Raw genomic sequence first — 24048 nt, 5'->3', positions numbered from 1 at the left:
CGTGTTAAGCGTCCACTCTTATCGGTTGTTTTTTGTAGCTGGCGTCAATTAGTTGGCGCAGCGTAGAAACTAACTCATAGCACTGCTTGCAGTGCTATGAGTTGGGTTTTACCCAACAGCTATATTTGTTCTTTAACAATCTGGAAGAAGCACAACGAAAATGTGTTCATCAAGTAATCAGCATTGCTGATGAAGATGGGCACGGGTTGTGATTGCATTATTTTTGTTCCAAGTTCTCAAGACTGGGGTGATAAGCCTCAGACTGCTTTGAAACTTATGAACGGCACAAACGCTAATACTCAGGTCCTATAGCCTACAGCGTTATAGGATCAAGCGACTAAGTGCATATGGTGGATGCCTTGGCGATCACAGGCGATGAAGGACGTAGTAGCCTGCGAAAAGCTGCGGGGAGCTGGCAAACAAGCTTTGATCCGCAGATATCCGAATGGGGAAACCCACTGCAGCAATGCAGTATCCCTAGCTGAATACATAGGCTAGTGGAAGCGAACCGGGTGAACTGAAACATCTCAGTAGCTCGAGGAAAAGAAATCAACCGAGATTCCGAAAGTAGTGGCGAGCGAAATCGGATGAGCCTTTACGTTTTAGCGCGCAGGATAGTCGAACGGAATGGAAAGTCCGGCCGTAGCAGGTGATAGCCCTGTAGACGAAATTCTGTGTGTGGAACTAAGCGTAAGACAAGTAGGGCGGGACACGTGAAATCCTGTTTGAAGATGGGGGGACCATCCTCCAAGGCTAAATACTCGTGATCGACCGATAGTGAACCAGTACCGTGAGGGAAAGGCGAAAAGAACCCCGGAAGGGGAGTGAAATAGATCCTGAAACCGTATGCATACAAACAGTAGGAGCCTCCTTGTGGGGTGACTGCGTACCTTTTGTATAATGGGTCAGCGACTTACATTCAGTGGCAAGGTTAACCGAATAGGGAAGCCGTAGCGAAAGCGAGTCCGAATAGGGCGATTCAGTCGCTGGGTGTAGACCCGAAACCAGATGATCTATCCATGGCCAGGTTGAAGGCACGGTAACACGTGCTGGAGGACCGAACCCACTAATGTTGAAAAATTAGGGGATGAGCTGTGGATAGGGGTGAAAGGCTAAACAAATCTGGAAATAGCTGGTTCTCTCCGAAAACTATTTAGGTAGTGCCTCAAGTATTACTGCGGGGGGTAGAGCACTGTTATAGCTAGGGGGTCATGGCGACTTACCAAACTATGGCAAACTCCGAATACCCGCAAGTACAGCTTGGGAGACAGAGCACCGGGTGCTAACGTCCGGACTCAAGAGGGAAACAACCCAGACCGCCAGCTAAGGTCCCAAATTATCGCTAAGTGGGAAACGAAGTGGGAAGGCATAGACAGTCAGGAGGTTGGCTTAGAAGCAGCCATCCTTTAAAGAAAGCGTAATAGCTCACTGATCGAGTCGTCCTGCGCGGAAGATGTAACGGGGCTAAGCGATAAACCGAAGCTGCGGGTGTGCACTTTTAGTGCACGCGGTAGGAGAGCGTTCTGTAAGCCTGCGAAGGTGGCTTGTAAAGGCTGCTGGAGGTATCAGAAGTGCGAATGCTGACATGAGTAGCGATAAAGGGGGTGAAAAGCCCCCTCGCCGTAAGTCCAAGGTTTCCTGCGCAACGTTCATCGGCGCAGGGTGAGTCGGCCCCTAAGGCGAGGCAGAGATGCGTAGCTGATGGGAAGCTGGTTAATATTCCAGCACCGTCGTACAGTGCGATGGGGGGACGGATCGCGGAAGATCATCAGGGTGTTGGATGTCCCTGTTGCTGCATCGAAGATGGCGCTTAGGCAAATCCGGGCGCGTAAATCAAGGGTGTGGCACGAGCGAGCATTGCTTGCGAAGTGATTGGAAGTGGTTCCAAGAAAAGCCTCTAAGCTTCAGCTGTACGAGACCGTACCGCAAACCGACACAGGTGGACGGGATGAATATTCCAAGGCGCTTGAGAGAACTCAGGAGAAGGAACTCGGCAAATTGATACCGTAACTTCGGGAGAAGGTATACCCCGGTAGTGTGAAGCGCCTGCGCGCTTAGCATGATGGGGTCGCAGAGAATCGGTGGCTGCGACTGTTTATTAAAAACACAGCACTCTGCAAAGACGAAAGTCGACGTATAGGGTGTGACGCCTGCCCGGTGCCGGAAGGTTAAGTGATGGGGTGCAAGCTCTTGATCGAAGCCCCGGTAAACGGCGGCCGTAACTATAACGGTCCTAAGGTAGCGAAATTCCTTGTCGGGTAAGTTCCGACCTGCACGAATGGCGTAACGATGGCCACACTGTCTCCTCCTGAGACTCAGCGAAGTTGAAGTGTTTGTGATGATGCAATCTACCCGCGGCTAGACGGAAAGACCCCATGAACCTTTACTGTAGCTTTGCATTGGACTGTGAACCGGCCTGTGTAGGATAGGTGGGAGGCTTTGAAGCGTGGTCGCTAGATCACGTGGAGCCATCCTTGAAATACCACCCTGGTTTGTTTGCGGTTCTAACCTTGGTCCGTTATCCGGATCGGGGACAGTGCATGGTGGGCAGTTTGACTGGGGCGGTCTCCTCCCAAAGTGTAACGGAGGAGTTCGAAGGTACGCTAGGTACGGTCGGAAATCGTGCTGATAGTGCAATGGCATAAGCGTGCTTGACTGTGAGACTGACAAGTCGAACAGGTGCGAAAGCAGGACATAGTGATCCGGTGGTTCTGAATGGAAGGGCCATCGCTCAACGGATAAAAGGTACTCTGGGGATAACAGGCTGATACCGCCCAAGAGTTCATATCGACGGCGGTGTTTGGCACCTCGATGTCGGCTCATCTCATCCTGGGGCTGTAGCCGGTCCCAAGGGTATGGCTGTTCGCCATTTAAAGAGGTACGTGAGCTGGGTTTAAAACGTCGTGAGACAGTTTGGTCCCTATCTGCCGTGGGCGTTGGATACTTGACGGAGCCTGCTCCTAGTACGAGAGGACCGGAGTGGACGTACCTCTGGTGTACCGGTTGTCATGCCAATGGCATTGCCGGGTAGCTAAGTACGGAAGAGATAACCGCTGAAGGCATCTAAGCGGGAAACTCGTCTGAAGATTAGGTATCCCGGGGACTTGATCCCCCTGAAGGGTCGTTCGAGACCAGGACGTTGATAGGTCGGGTGTGGAAGCGCAGTAATGCGTTAAGCTAACCGATACTAATTGCCCGTGAGGCTTGATCCTATAACACTGATGGTTATTGACCTGGTGATATAGCGTTCCAAGTGTCGTTCAATACAAAATACTGGCTGCACCGTCAGCAGCCAGCCAACACAATTACACCCACTGTGCGTCGATCATCGAGCTCCCAGCTCTGATCGCCACACGTTGCGCTTCTTCCAAGATTGGAGCAGTTGCCTAACCGCAGCCGCTCAACCAGTTACGCCTGACGACCATAGCAAGGTGGTACCACTCCTTCCCATCCCGAACAGGACAGTGAAACGCCTTCGCGCCGATGATAGTGGACGGACGTCTGTGAAAGTAGGTCATCGTCAGGCTTTTATTGCTCAAAACCCCGCAGGTATCCCCTGCGGGGTTTTGTCTTTGTGGCGGTGCGCGCAAGCGATACCCTGGATATCGATCGAATAAAGAAACCCCTCGCGGCTGGCGCCGCGAGGGGTTTTTGTTTGGGTTCGACGCTTTCGGGGTCAGGGAAGCTGGCGGCGCAGTGCTTTGAAAAATAGTTCGGATTGCAGGCGTTCGCTTTGGATCTGGGCGGCGACCTTGGCTGCGATTTCTGCCTTGACGGGTTCGAGCGGACGTCCGGTGGACTGCGCCAGGACTTGCGCGGTACAGGCGCGTTCGAGGAAGAAGAGATCGTCGTAGGCGTAGTCGATGCGTTCGCCGCAGACGACGACGCCGTGATTGCCGAGGAAGACGATGTCGGCGCCCTGCATGGCGTGGGCGATGCGTTCGCCTTCTGTGACGTCCAGCGCCAGTCCGTTGTATTCGGCGTCGATGGCGAGGCGTCCGTGGAAGCGCATCGCGTTCTGGGAAAGGGTGGTGTCCAGGCCGCGATCCGAGGTGAGCGTGAGCGCAGTGGCGTAGGGCATGTGGGTGTGCAGCACACAGGCCTTGCCTGCGATACGGTGGATCGCGGCGTGAATGAACATGGCTGTTGGTTCGACGTCGTGGCGGCCGGCGAGTTTGTTGCCATGCGCGTCGACGAGCACGATGTCGTCCGCCTGGACCTCGTTCCACATCAGACCGCGAGGATTCAGGAGGAAATGATCGGGATCGCCGGGCAATGCCACGCTGAAGTGATTGCAGACGCCTTCACCCAGGTCATGCGCTGCGGCCGCACGGAGTGCCAGCGCCAAGTCCGTGCGCAGTGCGGTGACGGGATCGGCATGGAAGAGTGCGTCGGCAAAACCGGGTTCGTGGTTCATGGCAACCTTCAATAAAAGATGGGATGGGGGATCAGAGCCAGCCGGCGTCGCGAAACAGGTCCGGCACGCGATCCAGAGTTGCTACGGTAGCTTCCGGACGGTAGTCAGGCAAGGGCTTGCGGCCGGTGCCGCGGTCAATCCAGACGCATCGAAAGCCGATGTCGCGTGCCGCAACGAGGTCCAGGTGCGGGCTGGCGCAGATGTGCACGACATCTGCGGGCGTGACGCCCAGGGTTTGATGGGCGTGGGCAAAGATGGCGCGTGAGGGTTTGTAGGCGCCGGCCTGTTCGGCCGTGACGACGCGATCGATATGGCCGCCCAGTTGAGCGACGTTGCCGGCGATGATGTCGTCGTCCGTGTTGGAAATGATGCACAGGCGAAAGCCCGCTTGCTTGAGCTTGCCGAGCGTGTCCACGACTTCGGGGAACGGCGGCATGCGGGAAATGCTGCTGGTAAGCATTTCTGCATCTTCGGGACGGTACGGAAGGCCAAAATGGGACATCGTCAGGCGCAACGATTCTCGGGTCACCTCTGCAAAGTTGCGGTAGGGCGGCGTGCGCTCGAGGCGGTGCTCGTGCTCGTCGTACTCATGCAGGAACTGCGCGGCGGTCGGCCGCGGGGTGGTCCCGGGATAGGCCTCGAGGATTTTTTCCACCGCGGCTTGTAGGCCTTCGTCCCATTGAATGAGGGTGCCGTAGCAGTCAAAGGTGAGCCATTGGGGTCGAGCTTGGTTGAGAGGCATATCGGTACCTTGGGGCAGGAGTGGACGCTACAGCGTATGGTTCAATGCGCAGAGTTGTAAAATTAATAAAAACGGCTTGGTCAGTCGATATGCAAATAAGCCTGTCAGGCGTAGTGGACGCGGTGGGCGAAAGCGCATGCGATCAGATGGAACGGCGACCTGGAGCACTAACAACGAGTTGAAGCGAATGCTTGATCTTGAACTATTGAAGACGCTGGTCTGCGTCGTGGATGAAGGAAGTTTCACCCGTGCCGCCAGCCGGGTGCATCGCACGCAGTCGACGGTTAGTCAGCAGGTGCGCAAGCTTGAACAGAGCGTGGGCAAGACGTTGCTGCTTCGGGACCGCGCGGGCGGCAATGTGTCGGCGACCGAGGACGGCGAGCTGATGTTGGTCTATGCGCGGCGATTGCTGGCGATCGCGGGCGAGGCGGAGCATGTATTGGCCGCGCCGCGGACCGCGCGGGTGATTCGGCTGGGTGTGCCAGAGGACTTCGATGTGTCGCGGTTGACGGTGTTGTTGGCGGAATTTGCCGCGCGCCATGCCGAGGTGCGGTTGGAAACGCTTAGCGGGATGAGCTCGGACCTACGCGCCGGGCTGGCGTCGGGCGAGCTGGAGCTGGCGCTGGTCAAGCGGGAGCCTGGCGATGGTCCGTGCATTGCGGCCTGGCCGGAGCGGCTGGTGTGGGTGGGCGGTCAACAGCGCAATGAGCAGGCGGCGGTGGTGCCGTTGGTGTTGTTTCCGCAGGGATGTGTGTATCGCAAGCGGATGATCTATGCGCTGGAAAGCGCGGGGCGGCCGTGGCATATCGCGTACCACAGCCACAGTTTGGCGGGCGTGCAGGCGGCGGTCGCGGCGGGCTTGGGGGTCAGTCTGTTGCCGACCTCGGCGCGCCTGGAGACGCACGCAGAACTGACCGCCGCAGATGGGTTTGCCGATGTGCCGCCGACCGAGCTGGCGATCGTGGGCGATGCGCGCGGGCTTGGCGCCGTTGGGGTCGATCTGCTGGACGCGCTGAAGCAGGCCATTGGCGGGGACCTATAACCGTTCGCGCCCTAGCGGGGACGATTTGGACGTGCGACACCCCAATTGTGGACATCAACGTTGGGTATGCGTGGTTAGCGCACGTCGCCGTCGAGGTAGAACCATTGTCCGTTCTCGCGCAGGAAGCGGCTGGTCTCGTGCATGCGGCTGGCGCGGCCGTCCTGGCGGCTTCTGGCTACGAATTCAACGGTGGCGTGTTGGGCATCCTGGTCGGCTGCAGCCTTGATCTGCAGGCCGAGCCATTTCAAGCCGGGCGGGTTGGGCTCTAGCGACGCCGGGCGCGTGGTGGGATGCCAGGTGGCCAGCAGGTAGGGCAGCTTGTCCAGCACGAAGGCGCTGTATCGCGAGCGCATGAGGGCTTCGGCTGTCGGGGCTTGCAGCGATTGCGGGCCGTCGTGCCAGCGGCCGCAGCAGTCGGGATAGGAACGGGGGCTGCCGCAGGGGCAGGGCGTGTTGGAAGAGGTTGATTGCTTCGGCACGGCGGGGGCAATTGAAGTCAGTGAACGGATCAGGCCGGAGATCGGAGAGGCAGATCGCGAAAGCCGATCACGCCAAGAGATCAGTGTATTCGGGATGGCGTCGAATGTAGGCGTCGGCGTAGGAGCAGTAGGGGCGGACCTTCCAGCCGTTCTCGCGCGCGGTGAGCAGCGCCTGGCGGGTCAGTTCGGCGGCGATGCCGCGGCCGCCGACGGCACTGGGCACCCCCGTGTGTGTGATGGCCATGGCGCCGTTCTGGAGCTGATAGTCGAGGACGCAGAGTACGCCGTCGACGGTGGCGGTGAAGCGGGAACGGTCGGTGTCGTGAATTACAGAAATCATTCGAGAAAACTCCTTCGTTGGTGACGAAGACGATCGGAGCAAGTTTCGGACCTGCGCTGAGCGTCGGATTCCCCGGCTTCCATCTCTGATGGCGTTACCGGTGCAGCACCTTGATCAACGCGGTGAGTTGCGCATCGCGGACTTCGACGAGGTCGGCGATGCTTTGGTGGCCGGCTTCGGCGTTGACGCCTTCGATCAGGCGTTGTTGCAGCGCCGGTGTGACCTCGGGGGTGCCGAGGTCGTCCCACCAGGTTTGCACGGGGCCGAGCAGGTGGTGCATGAAGTGGGCAAGGCCGCCTTCGCCGCCGCCCAGGTTGAACGTCATGTGGGGGCCGAAGAGGGCCCAGCGCAGGCCGGGACCTTGGGAGACGGCGGCGTCGATGTCGGCGACGCTGGCGACGTTTTCGGCGGCGAGGTGGATGGCCTCGCGCCACAGCGCGGCTTGCAGGCGGTTGGCGATGTGGCCGGGGACTTCCTTATTCAGGCGGATGGGGTGTTTGCCCATGCTGCGGTAGAAGTCGATGGCGCGGTCCATGGTGTCGGCGGAGGTCTGGTCGCCGCCGACGACCTCGACCAGCGGAATGAGGTGCGGCGGATTGAACGGGTGGCCGATCACGAAGCGTTGGGGATGGACGCAGCGCGATTGCAGGCGGCTCATGATGAGCCCGGACGAACTGGAGGCGACGATGACGTGCGGAGGCAGGACGGCGTCGATGCGGGCGAAGAGGTCGGTCTTGAAATCTTCGCGCTCGGGCGCGTTCTCCTGCACGAAGTCCACGCCTGCCAGGGCCGTTTCGAGGTCGGGCTCAAAGCGCAACGCGTCAGCGGTGGCGCCGTGGCGCACGTGGCCAAGTTCGGCCAGGACCGGCCACGCCGCCTGCACGCGGGCAATGGTTTGGGCCTGTGCATGCGGACCGGGATCGCTGACGACGACCTCCAGCCCGTGCGCGAGAAACAGCGCAGCCCAACTGGCGCCGATGGTGCCGGCGCCGATGATGGCGACGCGGCGGATGGGGACGGGGCTGGACGAAGCAGAGCCGGACGAAGCAGGACTGGGCGGCGCAAGGCTGGACATGCAGGTCTCCGTGGTTGAGTTTGCTTCATTGTGAAGCAAAGCCGGGGCCGTTGCCACGCGGGCTGGTCGGCGGCAAGATTAGGACTTTTCCGAATCCCCGGGAGCCTTGCATGAGTCCGACGCCCGCGCGTGTGACCGTTCCGTATTTCTGCCAATGGGAGTCCGCGCATCGGGCTGGCGAGATCATTCGCAAGGAGCTGGACCTCGCGCATGACCCCGCGTGGCGCGATTCCGGCGCGCGGGATGTGGACGAGTACGTGCGCTGGGCCAGCCATGTCTGCGGGATGGCGTGTTTGAAGATGGTGCTGGCGGCGCGGACGGGGCGCATCCATCCGACCTTGACGCTCGCGCGCGGCAGCGTGCCGTATGGTGCGTATATCGAGGAGCCGGACGGGAACATCAAGGGCCTGATTTATGCGCCGTTCGTGCGGTACGTCGCGGAAGCATTCGGCCTGCGTGCGCAGGTTCGCGTGGATCTGCCCGCGTCGGACCTGGCGGGGGTGATGGCGCAGGCGGATTACTTCATGGCGTCGGTCCATCCCTGGATTCGATGGCCCGACAGGGAGCCGCCAAAAAAGGGCGGGCATCTGGTGCTGATGACGCGCGCCACGCGCGATTCCGTGACGTTTCACAACCCGTCGGGCGAGCCGGGTTCGCAAGCGGATGTTGAGCTGCCGCTTGCCGATTTCGACAGGTTCTACGCGGGCCGTGGCGTCGCGATTCTGGCGGCCGGATGAGTCGTTCGGACGCGGGCGTCCGGCTGCGGGCGTTCGGTTGCGGGCTCAGGCGTTGCGGGTTCGGCGCAGATGGCGCCATGCCAGCACCACGGCGACGGCGTAGCTGACCGTGATCACGCCGTAGGCCGCGGGCAGGCTGGCATGCCAGTCCGGCAAGAGATGCAGGATGGTGCCCATGACCGCGACGCCGACGAGCGCGCCGGACTGGCGGTTGGCGTTCAACGCTGCGGCGGCGCTGTTGGCGTGCTGGCTGCCGGAGACCTGCATGACAATGCTGGTCATCGCAGGCACCGCGATGCCGACGCCCAGGTTGGCCAGCGCGACGACAACGGCGAAGGTCCAGTAGGCGACGCCGGGCGAGAACGTGACGATGCCGATGGCGCTCATTACCGCCGCGAGCGAGACGCCGCCCAGTAGCGAGGCCGCCACGTTCCACCGCGCGGACAGGCGGCCCGAGATGAGGTTGCCGATGGAGAACACCGCAAGCATCGGCACCAGTTCGATGCCGGTCTGCAGCGCATCGGCGCCGCGCGCATGCTGCAGGAACAGGCTGAGCAGGAACAGCTGGCCGTACGCCGCCAGGTTGATCAGGAAGCCCACGCCATTGGCGGCGGCGAACTGGCTGGTGGCGAAGAGTGCGCGCGGGATGATGGGCTCTGCATGTCGCCGTTCGCGTTGGACGAGCATGGCCATGGCGGCCAGGCTCAGCAGTGCGGTTGACGCGATGGGCGGGGAGGTCCAGCCATACGCGTTGCCCTGGATCAGCACGAAGCACAAGGAAGACAGGGCGACGATGCCGAGCAGGTGGCTCAAGGGGTTGAGCGCTCGGGGACGGCGCGGCGCGGCCGCGATGCGGCGGCGGGCCAGCCAGAAGCCGGCCAGGCCGAGCGGGATGTTGATGAGGAAGATGCCGCGCCAGCCAAATTGGTGGATCAGCGCGCCGCCGAGCAACGGTCCGGATGCGCCGGCGACGGCCACAATCGCTGACCATGCGGCCAGCATGCGATTGCGCACGTTGTCGTCGGCATAGGCGTGCGTCAGCAGGCTGAGCGAGCTGGGCATGAAGAGCGCCGCGCCGACGCCCTGCAGCATCCGTGCCGCGATCAACGTGTTGGCGTTTGGCGCCAGTCCGCAGAGCAGCGACGCGGCGGTGAACACGCCTAGTCCGGTCAGGTAGAGGGTCTTGGCCCCATAACGGTCGGCCAGCGCGCCGGCGACCAGCAGCAGGGCGGCGAAGGTCAGCGTGTAGCCGTCGACGATCCAGACCAGGTCCGTCAGCGGCACGGTGAACTGGAGGGCGATGCTGGGGATCGCGACGTTGACGACCGTCACGTCGAGCATGGCCATGACGAATCCGACGGCCAGGGTGATCAAGGGCACCCATCCCGTGGCAGGGACGGGTGGTGCATCCAATGCGGTGATGGGGCGGCAGGCGGAGGGCATGGCGGGGTGTCTTTCTGTTTGCGCAACGCGCGGAGGGAGCAAAGCTTAAGACGTCCTGTTGATGCAAAAAAGCCGAAAAACTGCTTTATAGTCATGCAAAATTGCATCGGAAAGCGAAGTGGATTGGGACAACGCACGGATATTTCTGGCGATTTACCGCGTGGGAACGCTGCGCGGCGCAGCGGCGGTGCTGCAGATCGACCAGGCCACTGCAGGACGGCGGCTGGCGGCGCTGGAGGCATCGCTGGATGCGCGCCTGTTCCTGCGCACGCCCAGCGGCTATGTGCCGACCGCGGCGGGCGAACTGGCCTTTGCCGCAGCCGAGCGCATGGAGCAGGCGGCGGATCAGCTTCAGCGCCAGATGCAGGGGCTGGATCACCGGCTTTCCGGCGTGGTCCGTGTCGCAACCTCGGAAACGGTGGCCCGCTACTTCATCATGGAGGCCATCAAGCGGGTCCATGCCGAGCACCCCGATATCCGCGTGGTGTTGTCCACCGGCATTCGGATCAGCAATCTGACGCGCCGCGAGGCGGATCTGGCCATCCGCAACATCAAGCCTGACAACCCCGACCTGATCCATCGCCATCTGGCGCGCAAGGAGGTGGGCCTGTACGCGTCGCGGGCGTACCTGGACGCGCATGGTGAGCCGAAGCCCGGCACCGCGTTTGCGGGGCACACGTTGATCGCGTATCAGCAGGCCGTCCTGCCCGGCTGGTCGGATTCGCTATGCGGCGAGCCCACCCGCAACGGCCGCATCGGCGTCGAGGTGAATTCCGGGCTGATGATCATCGACGCAGTGGTGGCGGGACTGGGCATCGGCGAGCTGCCGACCCATATGGCGCCGGATCATCCCGAACTGGTTCGGATCTGGCCCACGCGCAGCGAGGCCTATGACCTGTGGCTGGTGATGCACGGCGACCTGAACCGAACGGCGCGCGTGCGGGCGGTCGCGGACGCGATTGTCGAGGTGTTTGAAGAGAGCAATTAGCGGTAAGCCGAGGGTTGTGGTGCGGCGTGACTGGCGCTAAGGTTTGCTGGCCCGCAGGAAAACCATGACCTCAGGAGTTGCGCGTGTCCGATCTTTGGCGTTTGTCCGCAGTTGAGCTTGCCGCCCTTGTCCGCAAGCGCGAAGTGTCCGCCGTGCAGGCCGCGCAAAGCGCGCTGCAGCGGCTCGATGCCGTCAACCCCGCGATCAACGCGGTGGTGGATCACCGGCCCGAAGACGTGCTGGCGCAGGCGGCCGAGGTGGACGCGGCGCTTGCGCGCGGAGAAGATCCCGGCCCGTTGGCGGGCGTGCCCGTCACCGTGAAGGTCAATGTGGATCAGGCGGGCTTTGCCACCACCAACGGCGTGCGCTTGCAGAAGGACCTGATCGCCGAGCGGAACAGCCCCGTCGTCGACAACCTGCGGCGCGCCGGCGCCGTGATCGTGGGCCGCACCAATACGCCGGCGTTTTCGCTGCGCTGGTTCACCGGCAACGCGCTGCATGGCGACACGCGTAATCCCCGCAATCCGGCGTTGACGCCTGGCGGCTCGTCCGGCGGCGCCGCGTCCGCGGTGGCGGCCGGTATCGGGCATCTGGCGCATGGCACGGATATCGCCGGCTCGATCCGTTATCCGGCGTACGCGTGCGGCGTGCATGGCCTGCGTCCTTCGCTGGGCCGGGTGGCGGCGTATAACGCCGCGCTGCCAGAGCGCTCGATTGGCGGGCAGATCACGGCGGTGTCCGGGCCGTTGGGACGGACCATTGCCGATGTGCGGCTGGGGCTGGCCGCGCTGGCTGCGCCGGATCCACGCGATCCATGGTGGGTGCCCGCGCCGCTGACCGGCCCGGACGTGCCGAAGCGGGCCGCGCTGTGTTTGAATCCCGACGGCATGGACACCGATCCGGCCATCGTGAAGGCGTTGCAGGAAGCGGCGCGGCGGCTGAGCGAGGCTGGATGGTTGGTCGATACGCTGGACGCGATACCCCCAATGCAGGAGGCCGCCGACCTGCAGATTCGCATGTGGATGGCCGATGGCTATGACGCCATGGTGGCGGCAGCCGAAAAAGAGGGTGACCGCGGCGCGCTGGTGGCGCTGGCCGGGCAACGCGACAAGGCGGCAAGCGCCGATCTGACAAGCTTTTCAGCAGTGCTGACCCGCCGCGCGACGCTCACGCGCCTGTGGGAGGTGTTTCTTGCCGAGTATCCGGTGCTGCTGTTGCCGGTGTCGGCTGAACTGCCGTTCCCCGACAACCTGGACCTACAGGGAGACGCGGCCTACGCGCGTGTCTGGCGCGCGCAGATGACCCAGATCGGCCTGCCGTTCATGGGTCTGCCCGGACTGTCCGTGGCCATGGGCAGCGCCATGAGCAGCGCGGGACCGAGTCCGGTGGGCGTGCAGGTGGTGGCGGGGCGGTTCCGCGAGGACCTGTGCCTGGCGGCCGGCGAGATCATCGAGGCAGGGGGCGAGGCGGTCGGCATCGCGGAGCCGGCGCCGCGATAACAGCGCCGTGGGCGGTGGGCCGGGGCCGGTGGTCGATGACCGTGGCCTTGGCCGGACGCTGTGGTGCGCGTTCAGCCGCCGAAGCGCACCTTCAACACGCCCAGGTCGCCGTACGTCAGTTCGACGTCCTTGTTCGCGGGCACATCCAGAAAGCCCGCGTATGAACCGGTGATGACGTGCTGGCCGGCCGTCAGCCCCAACCCTTGCTCGCGCAGGAAATTGGCCAGCCAATACAGCCCGGCCTTGGGGCGGTCGTTGGGGTGGATGCCGGCGTGCTGCTCGACCTCGACGCCATCTACCGTCAGCGTGAGAGTCATGCAGCCCGGCGCCGCATCGGGCGACGAGATGCGGGGGCCCAGCACCAGCCCCTGATTGAACATGTGGTCCGCCAGCAGTTCGGGCAGGCTGGCATGTTCGGGGGACGCGTAGCGACAGCCCAGGACTTCAAGTGCCAAGCGAGCGTCGCCCACTGCGGCGTCGATTTCGGCTTCGGTATACGGGGTGTCGCGCGGGGGCAGGTCGCGGGCAAGCTGGAATGCGATTTCGGGTTCGATGCGCACGACATCGGTGCTGGCGGCGACCGGGCCGGCCGCGGCGTCGGCCGTGCCTGACGCGTAAATGGGCGCCACGACGGTTTTTTCTGGTGATGGCAGCGCGCTTTTCCAGGCAGCGATGCTGTCCTGACGGCTGTCGCGCAGCAATTCGGCCGTGCGTTGCTGTACCGCGAACGCCTGGCCCAGGGACTGCGGGCGGCATTCGGCGGGCAGGCGCGGGCCGGCGATGCCGGTCTGGCGCGCGGCGATCAGAAAGCGCGCCGCATCGACGCTGCCGGGATAGTCTTCAAATTTGATCTGCATGCGTTCAGGCTCCAAGGAACAGCATGACCCACAACACGATCATGGCAATCAGGCCCAGCCAGCACGAGCCCCAGAAACCGACGATCGGCCATTTCAGGGCAAGCGGAATCTTCTTGGGTTCGACGTGGGACAGCAAGTCGTTGGCATTGCCGATCAGCCAGAACCGCGTGCCCGGAAACATCAGGCGGAAGAAATAATCCAGCATGATCGCGGCCTGGATTGCGAGTGGAAACTGTTTGAACGGCCGGTGTTGCAGGTATGGGTGCTTGAGCGCGGCGTTGACCTGCTTGGTCTTGACGAAGAACAGGACGATGCCGCTGATCGTGCAGGTGATGAAACAGAGCACGAAAAGGCTGAAGGCCATGGCCATGACGGGTGAATGCATGGGGATCTCAACGATGCGCGGCCGGGCCGCGTGGGATGGACGAATTCAGGCAAAAAAAGCTGGCCCTATTGTAGAGGGCTTGGCGCGGCCCCGTGTTCAGGGCCGCGTCAGTACGAACGCGGGTGCGCCCGGGCCTGTCAGCCGCGGGTCTGGCCTTCGCCGTTCAGCACCCACTTGAGCGTGGTCAGGCCTTCCAGGCCCACGGGGCCGCGCGCATGCAGACGGTTCGTGGAGATGCCGATCTCGGCGCCCAGGCCATACTCGAAGCCGTCCGCAAAGCAGGTCGGCAGGTTGACGTAGACAGAGCTGGAGTCGACCTCGCGCTGGAAGCGCTGGGCCGCCGACAGGTCTTGCGTGACGATGGCGTCGGTGTGACCGGAGCCGTAGCGCGCGATGTGTTCGATGGCGTCGTCCAGCGTGTCGACGATGCGCACGGCCAGGATGGGCGCCAGGTATTCGGTGGCCCAGTCTTCCTCGGTGGCGGGCGTGGCGTGCGGCAGCAGCGCCAGCGTGCGCGGGCATCCGCGCAGTTCCACGCCGTGTTCGGCGAAGGCGGCGGCCAGACTGGGCAGGATGGACACGGCGGCCACGGCGTCGATCAGCAGCGTCTCCATGGCGCCGCAGATGCCGTAGCGGTAGGTCTTGGCGTTCAGGGCAATGGCGTGGGCCTTGTCGGGATCTGCCGCGGCGTCGATGTAGATGTGGCAGTTGCCGTCCAGGTGCTTGATGAGCGGAACGCGGGCCTCCTGGGACAGCCGGGCGATGAGGCCCTTGCCGCCGCGCGGCACGATCACGTCGATGTGTTCGGTCATGGTGATGAGCGCGCCCACGGCCGCTCGGTCGGCGGTGGCGACCACCTGCACCGCATCCTGCGGCAGGCCGGCGGCGGCCAGACCCATCTGCACGATGCGGCCGAGCGCCACGTTCGAGTGCAGGGCTTCGCTGCCGCCACGCAGGATGGCGGCGTTGCCGGATTTCAGGCACAGGGCCGCGGCGTCGATGGTGACGTTGGGGCGCGATTCGTAAATGATGCCGATCACGCCCAGCGGCACGCGCATCTGGGCGACGCGCATCCCATTGGGCCGGACGGTGGTGGCGGTGATGCTGCCGATCGGGTCGGGCAGGGCGGCGATCTGGCGCAGGCCTTCGGCCATGTGCGCCAATGTCTTGTCGGACAGTGTCAGGCGGTCCAGCAGGGCGGGCTCCAGGCCATTGGCGCGGGCGGCGGCCACGTCTTTCTCGTTGGCGGCCTTCAGTTCGTCGTGGCTGGCGGCCAGCGCGTCGGCCATGGCGATCAGCGCCTGGTTCTTGGCCGCGCTGTCGGCGCGCATCATGGCGCGCGAGGCGCGGCGGGCGTTTTCGCCCAGGGTGAGCATGGCTTGTTCGATGGAGGACGAGGACATGGCGGCGTCGATGATGTGATGGGGCGGCGCGGGCGCCGCCTGGAGATTCAGTGTATATCCGGCTGTCGGGCCGGGCGAGATCCGGTCGGGGGACCGGGGAGAGCGCAAGGAGGACGAGGCGAAGGCGGCGGCGAGGCCGCCTTCACGGTCGTCCGCCGGCGGCGGCCACGCGCAGGGCCAGCCGGGTCATTTCTTCCCAGGGATCCGAGAGTCGGCCGGGCACCGAGAGGCCCTTGATGAGGCGGTCGACTTCGTGGGCGTGCTGCACGGCGGCGGGCCAGACGCCGGGCTGGACCCGGTTCAGGGCTTGCAGCGCAAGACGTTCGTGGGCGCCGAAGATGCGCAGACGGCGCATGAGGCCGTTTGCGTCCTGTCCCAGCGCGCGCGCTTCGGCGATGCGGGCAAGCAGGCGGATTTCTTCGCCGACCGCCCAGAGCACCAGCGGCAGGGCTTCGCCTTCGGCGCGCAGACCGTCGATCATGCGGATGGTGCGGCCGATGTCGCCGGCCAGCATGGCGTCGCGCAGGCCGAAGACGTCGTAGCGGGCGACGTTCAGGACGGCGCGTTCGACGTCCTCGGGGGCGAGCTGGCCCTCGGGGTAGAGCAGGCCGAGCTTCTGGATTTCCTGGTGGGCGGCCAGCAGGTTGCCTTCGACCTTGTCCGCCATCCATTGCAGGGTGGCACTGTCGGCGCGCTGGTTCTGGCGCGCAAGGCGCATGCCGACCCAGGCGGGCAGGCGGCCGCGTTCGATGTTGGGGATGTCGACGGCCATGCCGGCGCGCACCAGCGCCTGCATCCAGCGGCTTTCGCGGGTGGCCTTGTCCAGGCGCGGCAAGGCGATCAGCACGAGGGTGTCGGCCTCGGGCTGCTTTTCGGCTTGTTCGGCCAGCTTGGTCAGGGTGTCGGCGCCGGATTTGCCCGGCTTGCCGGTGGGAATCTTGATTTCAAGGATGCGGCGGTCACCGAACAGCGACACGCTCTGGGTGGCGGCGAGGACCGCGCTCCAGTCGCTGCGCGCGTCCATCACCATGGACAGGCGCTCGGTGTAGCCGGCGTTGCGCGCGGCGGCGCGCAACGCGTCGACGGCTTCGGTCACCAGCAGCGGTTCGTCGCCGGAGACCGTGTACAGCGGCGCCAGCCGGTTGCCGGGCCGCTGCAGGTGTTCGGCCAGCCGATCCGCGTCCAGAGGCTGTGCCATGGCCTAGCGGACGAGGGTCGGATCGGTGACGGACGGCGTCTGCCAGGGCGTGGGCACGCGCTGTTGCGGTGCTTCGTTGGGGTCGAACAGCGGCATGTTTTCGTCGTCGACGCCCGATTGTGCGGCTTCGAATGCCTTGTGCACGTCCGGCGCGGTGATGCGGCGCAACACGCGCGAGACCAGATCGCGCTGCATGGCCTTGTACAGCGTTTCGATCTGGCCCTGCTTGGCCTGCACCACCTGGTCGTCGTACGGCATTTCGCGGTAGATGGACAGCGTGGTGTCGGGCACCAGAGCGCGGCCCTTGGCGTCGATCAGGCGGAACGTGTAGTTGATGCCAAGTTCGTAGGATTCAACGCGGCCTTGCGCGTTCAGCGAGACCTCGCGCAGGCTGCGCGTGTCGCTGACTTGCTGCAGGATGGCCTGCGCTTCCTTGCGCGTGTCCACCAGCTTGGTGTTGGGCGAGGCCGCGCGCAGCGCGCGGCGCAGGTCCGCGCCAAATTGAGTGTTGTCGGGGATGCCGACGTACATCCTTTCGAAAGGCATCGGGGTGGTGCCGCGCAGCGCGAAGCCGCAGGCGGAAAGCAGCATGAACAGCGCCAGGCAGGCGCCGCGCAGCAGCCAGGTTTGGCGGGAGAGTTGCGATTGTTGCCCGGCGAAGTGCATGCTTGACCTCATCAGCCTACGACGTTGACCAGTTTGCCCGGAACCACGATGACACGCTTGGGCGGACGGCCTTCCAGGAATCGGGCGACCTCTTCCTGGCTGGCGGCCAGTTTCTCGATGTCTTCCTTGGCAGCCTTGGCGGCCACGCGGATGGAACCGCGCAGCTTGCCGTTGACCTGCAGCATCAGCTCGATCTCGTCGGCGACGAGAGCGGCTTCGTCCACGTGCGGCCACGGCGCATCGAGCAGGTCGCCGAGTTCCTTGGCGTAGCCCAGGTCTTGCCACAGGTGCCAGGTGACGTGCGGCACGACCGGGTACAGCACGCGCAGCAGGACGCCGACGGTTTCGGCATAGGCCGCATCGGCGTCAGCGCCTTCCGGCAGCTTGGCGTCGTCGATGGCGTTCAACATCTTCATGCAGGCAGACACGACGGTGTTGTACTGGATGCGCTGGTAGTCGTAGTCGGCCTGCTTGAGCAGCCCGTAGACCTCGCGGCGCAGATCCTTGACGGCGGCGGGCGCCTGCGTCCAATCCGTGCCCTGGGCCAGGCCGCGGGCGATGGCTTCGCGGTGGCCGTAGCTGATGGACCAGAGACGGCGCAGGAAACGGTTGGAGCCTTCGACGCCGGAGTCGGACCATTCGAGGGTTTGTTCGGGCGGGCTGGCGAACATGACGAACAGGCGGGCCGTGTCGGCGCCCAGCGTGTCGATCAGCGATTGCGGATCGACGCCGTTGTTCTTGGACTTGGACATCGTGCCCACGCCGCCGTAATTGATGGCCGAGCCGTCCGACTTGAGCTTGGCGCCGACGATGGCGCCGCGGTCGTCGTAGACGTTGTCGACGTCTTCGGGCCAGAAATACTCGATGCCGCCCTGGGGCGTCTTGCGCGAGTAGATGTGGTTCAGCACCATGCCCTGGCACAGCAGCTTGGTGAAGGGCTCGTCGAAGTTGAGCAGGCCCATGTCGCGCATGACCTTGGTCCAGAAGCGCGCGTACAGAAGGTGCAGCACGGCGTGCTCGATGCCGCCGATGTACTGGTCCATCGGCATCCAGTAGTCATTGCGCTGGTCGACCATGGCGTTGTCGTTGCCGGGCGAGGTGTAGCGCATGAAGTACCAGGACGAGTCCACGAACGTGTCCATCGTGTCCGTTTCGCGGCGCGCGGGCTTGCCGCAGCTGGGGCAGGCGCAGGACAGGAAGGCTTCGTTCTTGGCCAGCGGGTTGCCGCTGCCGTCGGGGATGAGGTCGTCGGGCAGGACCACGGGCAGGTCTTTTTCCGGGACCGGCACCGGGCCGCAGTCTTCGCAGTGAATGATGGGGATCGGGGTGCCCCAGTAGCGCTGGCGCGAGATGCCCCAGTCGCGCAGGCGCCAGGTGGTCTGCTTTTCGCCCAGGCTCTTTTCGCCGAGGTCGGCCGCGATGGCGTCCACGGCTTCCTTGTAGGACAGGCCGTCGTACTTGCCGGAATTGATGGTGCGGCCCGACTGCTTGTCGCCGTACCATTCCTGCCAGGCGTCGGTGGAGTAGTCCTTGCCGGCCACGTCCACGACCTGCACGATGGGCAGGTTGTATTTCTTGGCGAAGGCGAAGTCGCGCTCGTCGTGTGACGGCACGCCCATGACAGCGCCGTCGCCGTAGGTCATGAGCACGTAGTTGCCGACCCAGACTTCGACCTGCGCGCCCGTGATGGGATGCGTGACGAACAGGCCCGTGGGCATGCCTTCCTTTTCACGCGTGGCCATTTCGGCCTCGGTGGTGCCGCCGAGCTTGCATTGTTCGATGAACGCGGCCAGCGGGGCATTGCCCGCCGCGGCGTGCGTGGCGAGCGGGTGCTCCGGCGCCACGGCGCAGAACGTCACGCCCATGATGGTGTCGGCACGGGTGGTGAAGACGTACAGCTTGCCGTCCTGGATCAGCTGGCCGTCCTGGCCGGCGATCTGGTGCGGGAAGGCAAAGCGCAGGCCCTCGGACTTGCCGATCCAGTTTTCCTGCATCAGGCGCACGCGCTCGGGCCAGCCGGGCAGGTCGTTCTGGACGGCGCCCAGCAGCTCGTCGGCGTAGTCGGTGATGCGCAGGTAGTAACCGGGGATCTCGCGCTTTTCGACGAGTGCGCCCGACCGCCAGCCACGGCCGTCGATGACCTGTTCGTTGGCCAGCACGGTCTGGTCGACCGGATCCCAGTTGACGACCTGGGTCTTGCGGTAGGCCACGCCCTTTTCGAGCATCTTCAGGAACAGCCACTGGTTCCACTTGTAGTACTGCGGATCGCAGGCGCACATTTCGCGCGTCCAGTCGATCGCCAGCCCCATCGCCTTCATTTGCTTCTTCATGTAGGCGATGTTGTCGTAGGTCCACTTGGCGGGCGGCACCTTGGACTTGATGGCGGCGTTTTCCGCCGGCATGCCGAAGGCGTCCCAGCCCATGGGCATCAGGACGTTGTAGCCGCGCATGCGCAACTGGCGGGCCATCATGTCGTTGATGGTGTAGTTGCGCACGTGGCCCATGTGCAGCTTGCCGCTGGGGTAGGGCAGCATGGAGCAGGCGTAGAACTTGGGCTTTTCGGAGCCGTCGGCGTTCTTGGCGTGTTCGTGGACCAGATAGACGTCGCGGGCCTGCCAGTCTTGTTGGGCGGCCGCTTCGACGGTAGTGGGGAGGTAGCGTTCCTGCATGGGCTCGTGCGCGGTGGCAAAAAAGGGGTGAGCCGCCCCATCGCGCCGGGGCGCGGTGGCGGTCAAAACCCCTGATTATAGGAGGTGCTAGGCGCTGGCAGGGGGCGAGGGCATTTCGGGGATGCGCGCACTGGGCGCAAGCGCGCCATAAGCCAGCGTGAAGGCCGCCAGGACGGCGCCCGCGATCACCACCGCGGGCCAGCCGAAATGGGCGTACAGCCAGGACGATACCAGCGATCCCGATGCGCCGCCGATGAAGTAGCAGGTGACGTAACCGGCGGTCAGGCGGCTGCGCGCCTCCGGCCGCAGGCGGTAGATGCTGCTGGTATTGGTGACGTGCACGCCCTGGATCGCCAGATCCTGCACCAGGATGCCGGCCAGCAGGGCAATCACCGACGCCTGGCCAAACGCCATCAGTCCCCACGACCCCAGGAGGAGCAGCAGGCCCACGCGGGTGGCGAGGTTGCCCAGGCCGCGGTCGGCAAGGCGCCCGAAACGGTTGGCGGCGTAGGCCCCGGCGGCGCCCGCCAGGCCAAACAGGCCGATGGTGGTGTTGCTGTATTCATAGGGCGGGCTGGCCAGGAGGAAGGTCAGCGGCGTCCAGAGCATGCTGAAGGCGGCGAACAGCAGCCCGCCGATGAGCGACCGGGCGCGGAACAGGGGTTCCTCGACGAACATGCGCAGGATGGAGCCCAGCAATTGCGGATAGCTCATTGCCGTGGGGCTCTGGTAGCGGGGCAGCACGCGCCACAGGACGGCGGACATGCACAGCATCAGGATGGCGGCGACCCAGTACACCGTGCGCCAGCTGCCCACGTCGGCCAGCGCGCCCGCCGCGGTGCGGGCCAGCAGGATGCCTAGCAGCAGCCCGCTCATGACGGTCCCGACGGCTTTGCCGCGCTCGTGGGGCGCCGCCAGCGTGGCAGCGAACGGCACGAGGATCTGGGCGACGACGGACAGCATGCCGGTCAGGGCGGTGCCGATGATGAGCATCGAGATGCTGGTGGAGAAGGCCGAAATCAGCAGGCCGCCCGCCGACAGCAGGTTCATCAGCACGATGAGCGAACGGCGCTCGAACATGTCGCCCAGTGGCACCAGCAGCATCAGCCCCACGGCGTAGCTGAGCTGCGCGGTGGTGACGATCGCGCCGGCGGCGGCGTTCGAGATCGAAAACTGCTGGCCGATGGTGTGCAGCAGGGGCTGCGCGTAATAGTTGCTGGCGACGGCCAGGCCGGTCGCCACCGACATCAGGAGGATGATGGGGGCGGTGAGGGTCGGGGTGGATTGTTCGGTGGAAGTCACTGATCTGAAGCGCAGAGGATATTGAAGATGAAGCGGCCGCTACGGTTTACGCACCGACGCTGCCGGGCGTGTCCTGGTCCTGCTTGAGCAGCAGTTTTTTCAAAAGACCGGCCAATTGGCGGCGCTCGGTCGCCGACAGCGGCTCCAGCAATTCATTCAGGTCGGTCAGGTAGTCCTTGAGCACGACCTTGATCACGCGCAGTCCGTCGGCGGTCAGCGACACGATCACGCCGCGTCTGTCGTCGGGATTGGGATTGCGCACGAGCAGCCCGGCCTGTTCCAGCCTGTCCAGGCGGTTGGTCATGGCGCCGGACGTCAGCAGCAGGGCTTCGACGAGCTTTTGCGGATTCATGGCGTGGGGGGCGCCGGTGCGGTAGAGCGTCGCGAGCACGTCGAATTCGCCTTGATGCAGGTTGTACTGGCGAAAGGTGCGGTTGACGTTGCGGGCCGCGAAGGCGTTCAGGCGGAACAGGCGCGCGACGACCGACATGGCGGAGAAGTCTTGCGAGGGGCACTCTTTGGCCCACTGTGAGATCACGAGATCGACGAGGTCATTCATGGTGAGTGGCTAGTGTTTCAATGTGAAGTATCTTCACGTAAAGACAAAATTCTAGCAGCGGCTCGACCACAACGCAAAGCGCGGGCGACGCAATGCAAAGCGCGCGTGTAAAAAAAAGAAGGGCCCGCCTCTTGCGAGGCGGGCCCTTCCCGGCTTGACCGGATACTGCGCGTAATGAAATTACTGCGCGGCGTCCTTCAGCTTCTTGAGCGGGCGAACCTTCACCTTGACCGAAGCCGGCTTGGCGGGGAACCAACGCTCTTCACCCGTGAACGGATCCTTGCCGAAGCGCTTGGCCTTGGCGGGAACCTTTTGCACGGCAACCTTGAACAGGCCGGGCAGCGTGAATTCGCCAGCGCCCTTCTTGTCCACGGAACCCAGCACCGAGGTTTCCAGGCTGGTCAGGACGGCCTTGACCGACTTGGCTTCGACGCCGGATTGCTCAACGATGTAGGCGATGAGCTGGGTCTTGTTCAGTGCAGCCTTGATGGCCTTGGGGGCAGCAGCGACCTTCTTGGCGGCGACGACCTTCTTGGCTGCCGGCTTCACGGCGGGCTTGGCGGCGGGCTTGACGGCAGTTGCCTTCTTTGCGGGCGCCTTGACGGCGGTCTTGGTGACTTTCTTGGCAGGAGCTTTAGCTTTCGTGGCCATGGTCAAAATCCGTATGTTGAGGACATGGAGCAGCGCGTGCCGGGTATCGGCATTTGACGCTACGCGCCCGATGATAGCGGAAGAGTGGCGGTAAAAGCGGCTTTCCAACGGGTTTTAAGCCACTGTTTGTTGTTTTCGACGCAGAAAAGTGCTTTCTGCAAGGGGTTTCGCAAGATGTCGTGACATTCGTTGGCGATTTCGCGGGCGTTATTCGCAGGCCGCGCGTGCGGTGGATGTCGCTGTGAAAGCGCGCGGACAGGCGCTGTCGCGACGCTTGCGGATGAACCTATATCGCGGCGCATGTTCCAATTGCGGGCGGCGCGCGCGGCACACAGAGTCGGAGAGTCCCTGGAATCAGGCCTTTTCCTTGCGGTCGCGCGCACCCGAAGAAAACCAGAACATGGAAGTGAAGCAGCTATATGTTGATGAAGAAGTTGGCGGCGAGCCTGCTCGTTGCGACCGCATGTATATCCAGCGCCATGGCGCAATCGATGCCCGCGCCGGCGCTGTCGGCCAAGGCGTGGCTGCTGCTGGATGAGACCAGCGGCCAGGTCATTGCGTCGCACGCGGCCACGACGCGCATCGAGCCGGCGTCCCTGACCAAGATCATGACGGCCTACGTCGTGTTCGATGCGTTGACAAAGAAAGAGCTGACGGCGAACCAGCTCGTCACGATCTCGACCCGGGCCTGGAAGGTGCCGGCGGGCAGTTCGAAGATGTTCCTCGAGCCCAACTCCAAGGTGTCGGTGGACGACCTGCTGCGCGGCCTGATGATCCAGTCGGGCAATGACGCGGCGGTCGCGCTGGCCGAGGCGGTGTCGGGCAGCGTCGAAGCCTTTGTCGCGCGGATGAACGACACCGCAGCGCGCATGGGCCTGCACGCCACGCGTTTCGCCAGTCCGCATGGGCTGCCGGATCCGGACACGTATTCCACCGCGAGCGACCTGTCGATCCTGGCCACGCGCTTCATCCGCGACTTTCCCCAGCTCTACAAGACCTACGATTCGGCCAAACAGTTCACCTTCAACAAGATCACGCAGCCCAACCGCAACCGGCTGCTGTGGCTGGATCCCAGCGTTGATGGGTTGAAAACCGGGCACACGGCATCGGCCGGCTATTGCATCATCGCTTCAGCGCGCCGGCCCAACGGCAGCGATCAGCGCCGGCTGATCACGGTGGTCGTGGGCACCGCCTCAGACAAGCTGCGCACGCAGGAAAGCCGCGAGTTGCTGGAATGGGGCTTCCAGGGGTTCAATACCATCAAGCTGTACGCGCGCGGTCAGGCCGTGGCCACGCCGGAAGTCTGGAAGGGCGAGGCCGACAGCCTGAAGGTCGGTTTCTCGCGCGACGCGTACGTGACCGTGCCGGCTGGCGCGAAGGTCGAGTCGGTCTGGGCGCCGCAGGCGCCGCTGATCGCGCCGATTGCGGCGCAGTCGACGGTGGGCGAACTGCAGGTGACGGTGGACGGCAAGCCCGCCATGCACTTCCCGGTTGTCGCGCTGGAGCCGGTGGCCGAGGCGGGCATCGCCGGCCGCGCGTGGGACTCCATCCGCTTGTGGTGGCGCGGCTCGCAGGGATAACGCAACAAGATTCGGA

General features: G+C 63.9%; 20 protein-coding genes and 2 rRNA genes. 7 read left to right on the top strand and 15 right to left on the bottom strand.

Annotated elements, in window-relative coordinates; translation table 11 throughout:
• The first annotated feature begins 327 nt into the window (after positions 1–327).
• A 23S ribosomal RNA gene (locus tag CLM73_RS20945) occupies positions 328–3212 on the top strand.
• 201 nt (positions 3213–3413) lie between these two features.
• Positions 3414–3526: ribosomal RNA gene (gene rrf, locus CLM73_RS20940) — 5S ribosomal RNA — on the top strand.
• A gap of 150 nt (positions 3527–3676) precedes the next feature.
• Here rrf and CLM73_RS20935 read toward each other — a convergent pair.
• A complete protein-coding gene (locus tag CLM73_RS20935; RefSeq protein WP_105240072.1) occupies positions 3677–4417 on the bottom strand; it encodes an aldolase in 741 nt (246 codons plus the stop codon).
• Between the two features lie 31 nt (positions 4418–4448).
• A complete protein-coding gene (locus tag CLM73_RS20930; protein ID WP_105240071.1) occupies positions 4449–5159 on the bottom strand; it encodes a haloacid dehalogenase type II in 711 nt (236 codons plus the stop codon).
• A 187-nt stretch (positions 5160–5346) separates the two neighbouring features.
• Between CLM73_RS20930 and CLM73_RS20925 the strand changes: the two genes are divergently transcribed.
• Complete coding sequence (locus CLM73_RS20925) at positions 5347–6201, top strand: LysR substrate-binding domain-containing protein (RefSeq protein WP_105240070.1); 855 nt, start codon at positions 5347–5349, stop codon at positions 6199–6201.
• A gap of 74 nt (positions 6202–6275) precedes the next feature.
• Here the strand turns inward: CLM73_RS20925 and CLM73_RS20920 are convergent, their stop codons facing one another.
• The 3 genes from CLM73_RS20920 to CLM73_RS20910 all read right to left on the bottom strand — a co-directional run bounded on the left by CLM73_RS20920 (position 6276) and on the right by CLM73_RS20910 (position 8095).
• A complete protein-coding gene (locus tag CLM73_RS20920) occupies positions 6276–6680 on the bottom strand; it encodes a YchJ family protein (protein ID WP_105240069.1) in 405 nt (134 codons plus the stop codon).
• A gap of 67 nt (positions 6681–6747) precedes the next feature.
• Positions 6748–7020 carry a GNAT family N-acetyltransferase gene (locus CLM73_RS20915; RefSeq protein ID WP_105240068.1) on the bottom strand — a complete coding sequence of 91 codons (273 nt, stop codon included), beginning with the start codon at positions 7018–7020 and terminating at the stop codon, positions 6748–6750.
• 94 nt (positions 7021–7114) lie between these two features.
• Entirely contained in the window at positions 7115–8095 is a 981-nt protein-coding gene (locus CLM73_RS20910) for a 3-hydroxyacyl-CoA dehydrogenase NAD-binding domain-containing protein (protein ID WP_105240067.1), read from the bottom strand.
• A gap of 110 nt (positions 8096–8205) precedes the next feature.
• Here CLM73_RS20910 and CLM73_RS20905 point away from each other — a divergent pair, with 110 nt between their 5' ends.
• Positions 8206–8832 carry a hypothetical protein gene (locus tag CLM73_RS20905; protein WP_105240066.1) on the top strand — a complete coding sequence of 209 codons (627 nt, stop codon included), beginning with the start codon at positions 8206–8208 and terminating at the stop codon, positions 8830–8832.
• Positions 8833–8877: 45 nt separating this feature from the next.
• Here CLM73_RS20905 and CLM73_RS20900 read toward each other — a convergent pair whose 3' ends face one another.
• Complete coding sequence (locus CLM73_RS20900) at positions 8878–10275, bottom strand: MFS transporter (RefSeq protein ID WP_105240065.1); 1398 nt, start codon at positions 10273–10275, stop codon at positions 8878–8880.
• A 118-nt stretch (positions 10276–10393) separates the two neighbouring features.
• On the opposite strand from CLM73_RS20900, the gene CLM73_RS20895 reads away from it, so the two are divergent.
• Complete coding sequence (locus CLM73_RS20895; protein ID WP_105240064.1) at positions 10394–11263, top strand: LysR family transcriptional regulator; 870 nt, start codon at positions 10394–10396, stop codon at positions 11261–11263.
• An 83-nt stretch (positions 11264–11346) separates the two neighbouring features.
• A complete protein-coding gene (locus tag CLM73_RS20890; RefSeq protein ID WP_105241644.1) occupies positions 11347–12762 on the top strand; it encodes an amidase family protein in 1416 nt (471 codons plus the stop codon).
• Positions 12763–12833: 71 nt separating this feature from the next.
• Here CLM73_RS20890 and CLM73_RS20885 read toward each other — a convergent pair whose 3' ends face one another.
• From CLM73_RS20885 to CLM73_RS20845, 9 genes are all read right to left on the bottom strand, one after another.
• Positions 12834–13619, bottom strand: coding sequence for a 2-keto-4-pentenoate hydratase (locus CLM73_RS20885; RefSeq protein WP_105240063.1), 786 nt, complete (start codon positions 13617–13619; stop codon positions 12834–12836).
• A 4-nt stretch (positions 13620–13623) separates the two neighbouring features.
• Positions 13624–14004: a hypothetical protein gene (locus tag CLM73_RS20880; protein ID WP_199778181.1), complete on the bottom strand. Its 381-nt coding sequence runs from the start codon at positions 14002–14004 to the stop codon at positions 13624–13626.
• 137 nt (positions 14005–14141) lie between these two features.
• Positions 14142–15407, bottom strand: a complete 1266-nt coding sequence (locus tag CLM73_RS20875; protein ID WP_105240062.1) for a glutamate-5-semialdehyde dehydrogenase — start codon at positions 15405–15407, stop codon at positions 14142–14144.
• A 142-nt stretch (positions 15408–15549) separates the two neighbouring features.
• A complete protein-coding gene (holA, locus tag CLM73_RS20870; RefSeq protein WP_105240061.1) occupies positions 15550–16605 on the bottom strand; it encodes a DNA polymerase III subunit delta in 1056 nt (351 codons plus the stop codon).
• 3 nt (positions 16606–16608) lie between these two features.
• Positions 16609–17271: an LPS assembly lipoprotein LptE gene (gene lptE, locus CLM73_RS20865; RefSeq protein WP_105240060.1), complete on the bottom strand. Its 663-nt coding sequence runs from the start codon at positions 17269–17271 to the stop codon at positions 16609–16611.
• 11 nt (positions 17272–17282) lie between these two features.
• The gene (leuS, locus tag CLM73_RS20860; protein WP_105241642.1) at positions 17283–19940 is read right to left on the bottom strand and encodes a leucine--tRNA ligase; all 2658 of its coding nucleotides are present in this window, start codon (positions 19938–19940) and stop codon (positions 17283–17285) included.
• Positions 19941–20027: 87 nt separating this feature from the next.
• Positions 20028–21188, bottom strand: coding sequence for an MFS transporter (locus tag CLM73_RS20855; RefSeq protein WP_105241641.1), 1161 nt, complete (start codon positions 21186–21188; stop codon positions 20028–20030).
• A 100-nt stretch (positions 21189–21288) separates the two neighbouring features.
• Entirely contained in the window at positions 21289–21801 is a 513-nt protein-coding gene (locus CLM73_RS20850) for a MarR family winged helix-turn-helix transcriptional regulator (protein ID WP_105240059.1), read from the bottom strand.
• Between the two features lie 180 nt (positions 21802–21981).
• Complete coding sequence (locus CLM73_RS20845) at positions 21982–22452, bottom strand: HU family DNA-binding protein (RefSeq protein WP_105240058.1); 471 nt, start codon at positions 22450–22452, stop codon at positions 21982–21984.
• A 419-nt stretch (positions 22453–22871) separates the two neighbouring features.
• Here CLM73_RS20845 and CLM73_RS20840 point away from each other — a divergent pair, with 419 nt between their 5' ends.
• Positions 22872–24032, top strand: a complete 1161-nt coding sequence (locus tag CLM73_RS20840) for a D-alanyl-D-alanine carboxypeptidase family protein (RefSeq protein WP_105240057.1) — start codon at positions 22872–22874, stop codon at positions 24030–24032.
• Positions 24033–24048: the final 16 nt, after the last annotated feature.

Source organism: Achromobacter spanius (assembly GCF_002966795.1).
GTDB lineage: Bacteria > Pseudomonadota > Gammaproteobacteria > Burkholderiales > Burkholderiaceae_B > Achromobacter > Achromobacter spanius_D.
This window is presented reverse-complemented; position numbering and strand designations above follow the sequence as displayed.

Bases quoted from the DNA above. Each gene is read 5' to 3' on its own strand.
- CLM73_RS20935 (WP_105240072.1), bottom strand. From the start codon at position 4,417: ATGAACCACGAACCCGGTTTTGCCGACGCACTCTTCCATGCCGATCCC.
- CLM73_RS20930 (WP_105240071.1), bottom strand. From the start codon at position 5,159: ATGCCTCTCAACCAAGCTCGACCCCAATGGCTCACCTTTGACTGCTAC.
- CLM73_RS20925 (WP_105240070.1), top strand. From the start codon at position 5,347: ATGCTTGATCTTGAACTATTGAAGACGCTGGTCTGCGTCGTGGATGAA.
- CLM73_RS20915 (WP_105240068.1), bottom strand. From the start codon at position 7,020: ATGATTTCTGTAATTCACGACACCGACCGTTCCCGCTTCACCGCCACC.
- CLM73_RS20910 (WP_105240067.1), bottom strand. From the start codon at position 8,095: ATGTCCAGCCTTGCGCCGCCCAGTCCTGCTTCGTCCGGCTCTGCTTCG.
- CLM73_RS20905 (WP_105240066.1), top strand. From the start codon at position 8,206: ATGAGTCCGACGCCCGCGCGTGTGACCGTTCCGTATTTCTGCCAATGG.
- CLM73_RS20900 (WP_105240065.1), bottom strand. From the start codon at position 10,275: ATGCCCTCCGCCTGCCGCCCCATCACCGCATTGGATGCACCACCCGTC.
- CLM73_RS20885 (WP_105240063.1), bottom strand. From the start codon at position 13,619: ATGCAGATCAAATTTGAAGACTATCCCGGCAGCGTCGATGCGGCGCGC.
- CLM73_RS20880 (WP_199778181.1), bottom strand. From the start codon at position 14,004: ATGCATTCACCCGTCATGGCCATGGCCTTCAGCCTTTTCGTGCTCTGT.
- CLM73_RS20875 (WP_105240062.1), bottom strand. From the start codon at position 15,407: ATGTCCTCGTCCTCCATCGAACAAGCCATGCTCACCCTGGGCGAAAAC.
- holA (WP_105240061.1), bottom strand. From the start codon at position 16,605: ATGGCACAGCCTCTGGACGCGGATCGGCTGGCCGAACACCTGCAGCGG.
- lptE (WP_105240060.1), bottom strand. From the start codon at position 17,271: ATGCACTTCGCCGGGCAACAATCGCAACTCTCCCGCCAAACCTGGCTG.
- leuS (WP_105241642.1), bottom strand. From the start codon at position 19,940: ATGCAGGAACGCTACCTCCCCACTACCGTCGAAGCGGCCGCCCAACAA.
- CLM73_RS20855 (WP_105241641.1), bottom strand. From the start codon at position 21,188: ATGTCGGTGGCGACCGGCCTGGCCGTCGCCAGCAACTATTACGCGCAG.
- CLM73_RS20850 (WP_105240059.1), bottom strand. From the start codon at position 21,801: ATGAATGACCTCGTCGATCTCGTGATCTCACAGTGGGCCAAAGAGTGC.
- CLM73_RS20845 (WP_105240058.1), bottom strand. From the start codon at position 22,452: ATGGCCACGAAAGCTAAAGCTCCTGCCAAGAAAGTCACCAAGACCGCC.
- CLM73_RS20840 (WP_105240057.1), top strand. From the start codon at position 22,872: ATGTTGATGAAGAAGTTGGCGGCGAGCCTGCTCGTTGCGACCGCATGT.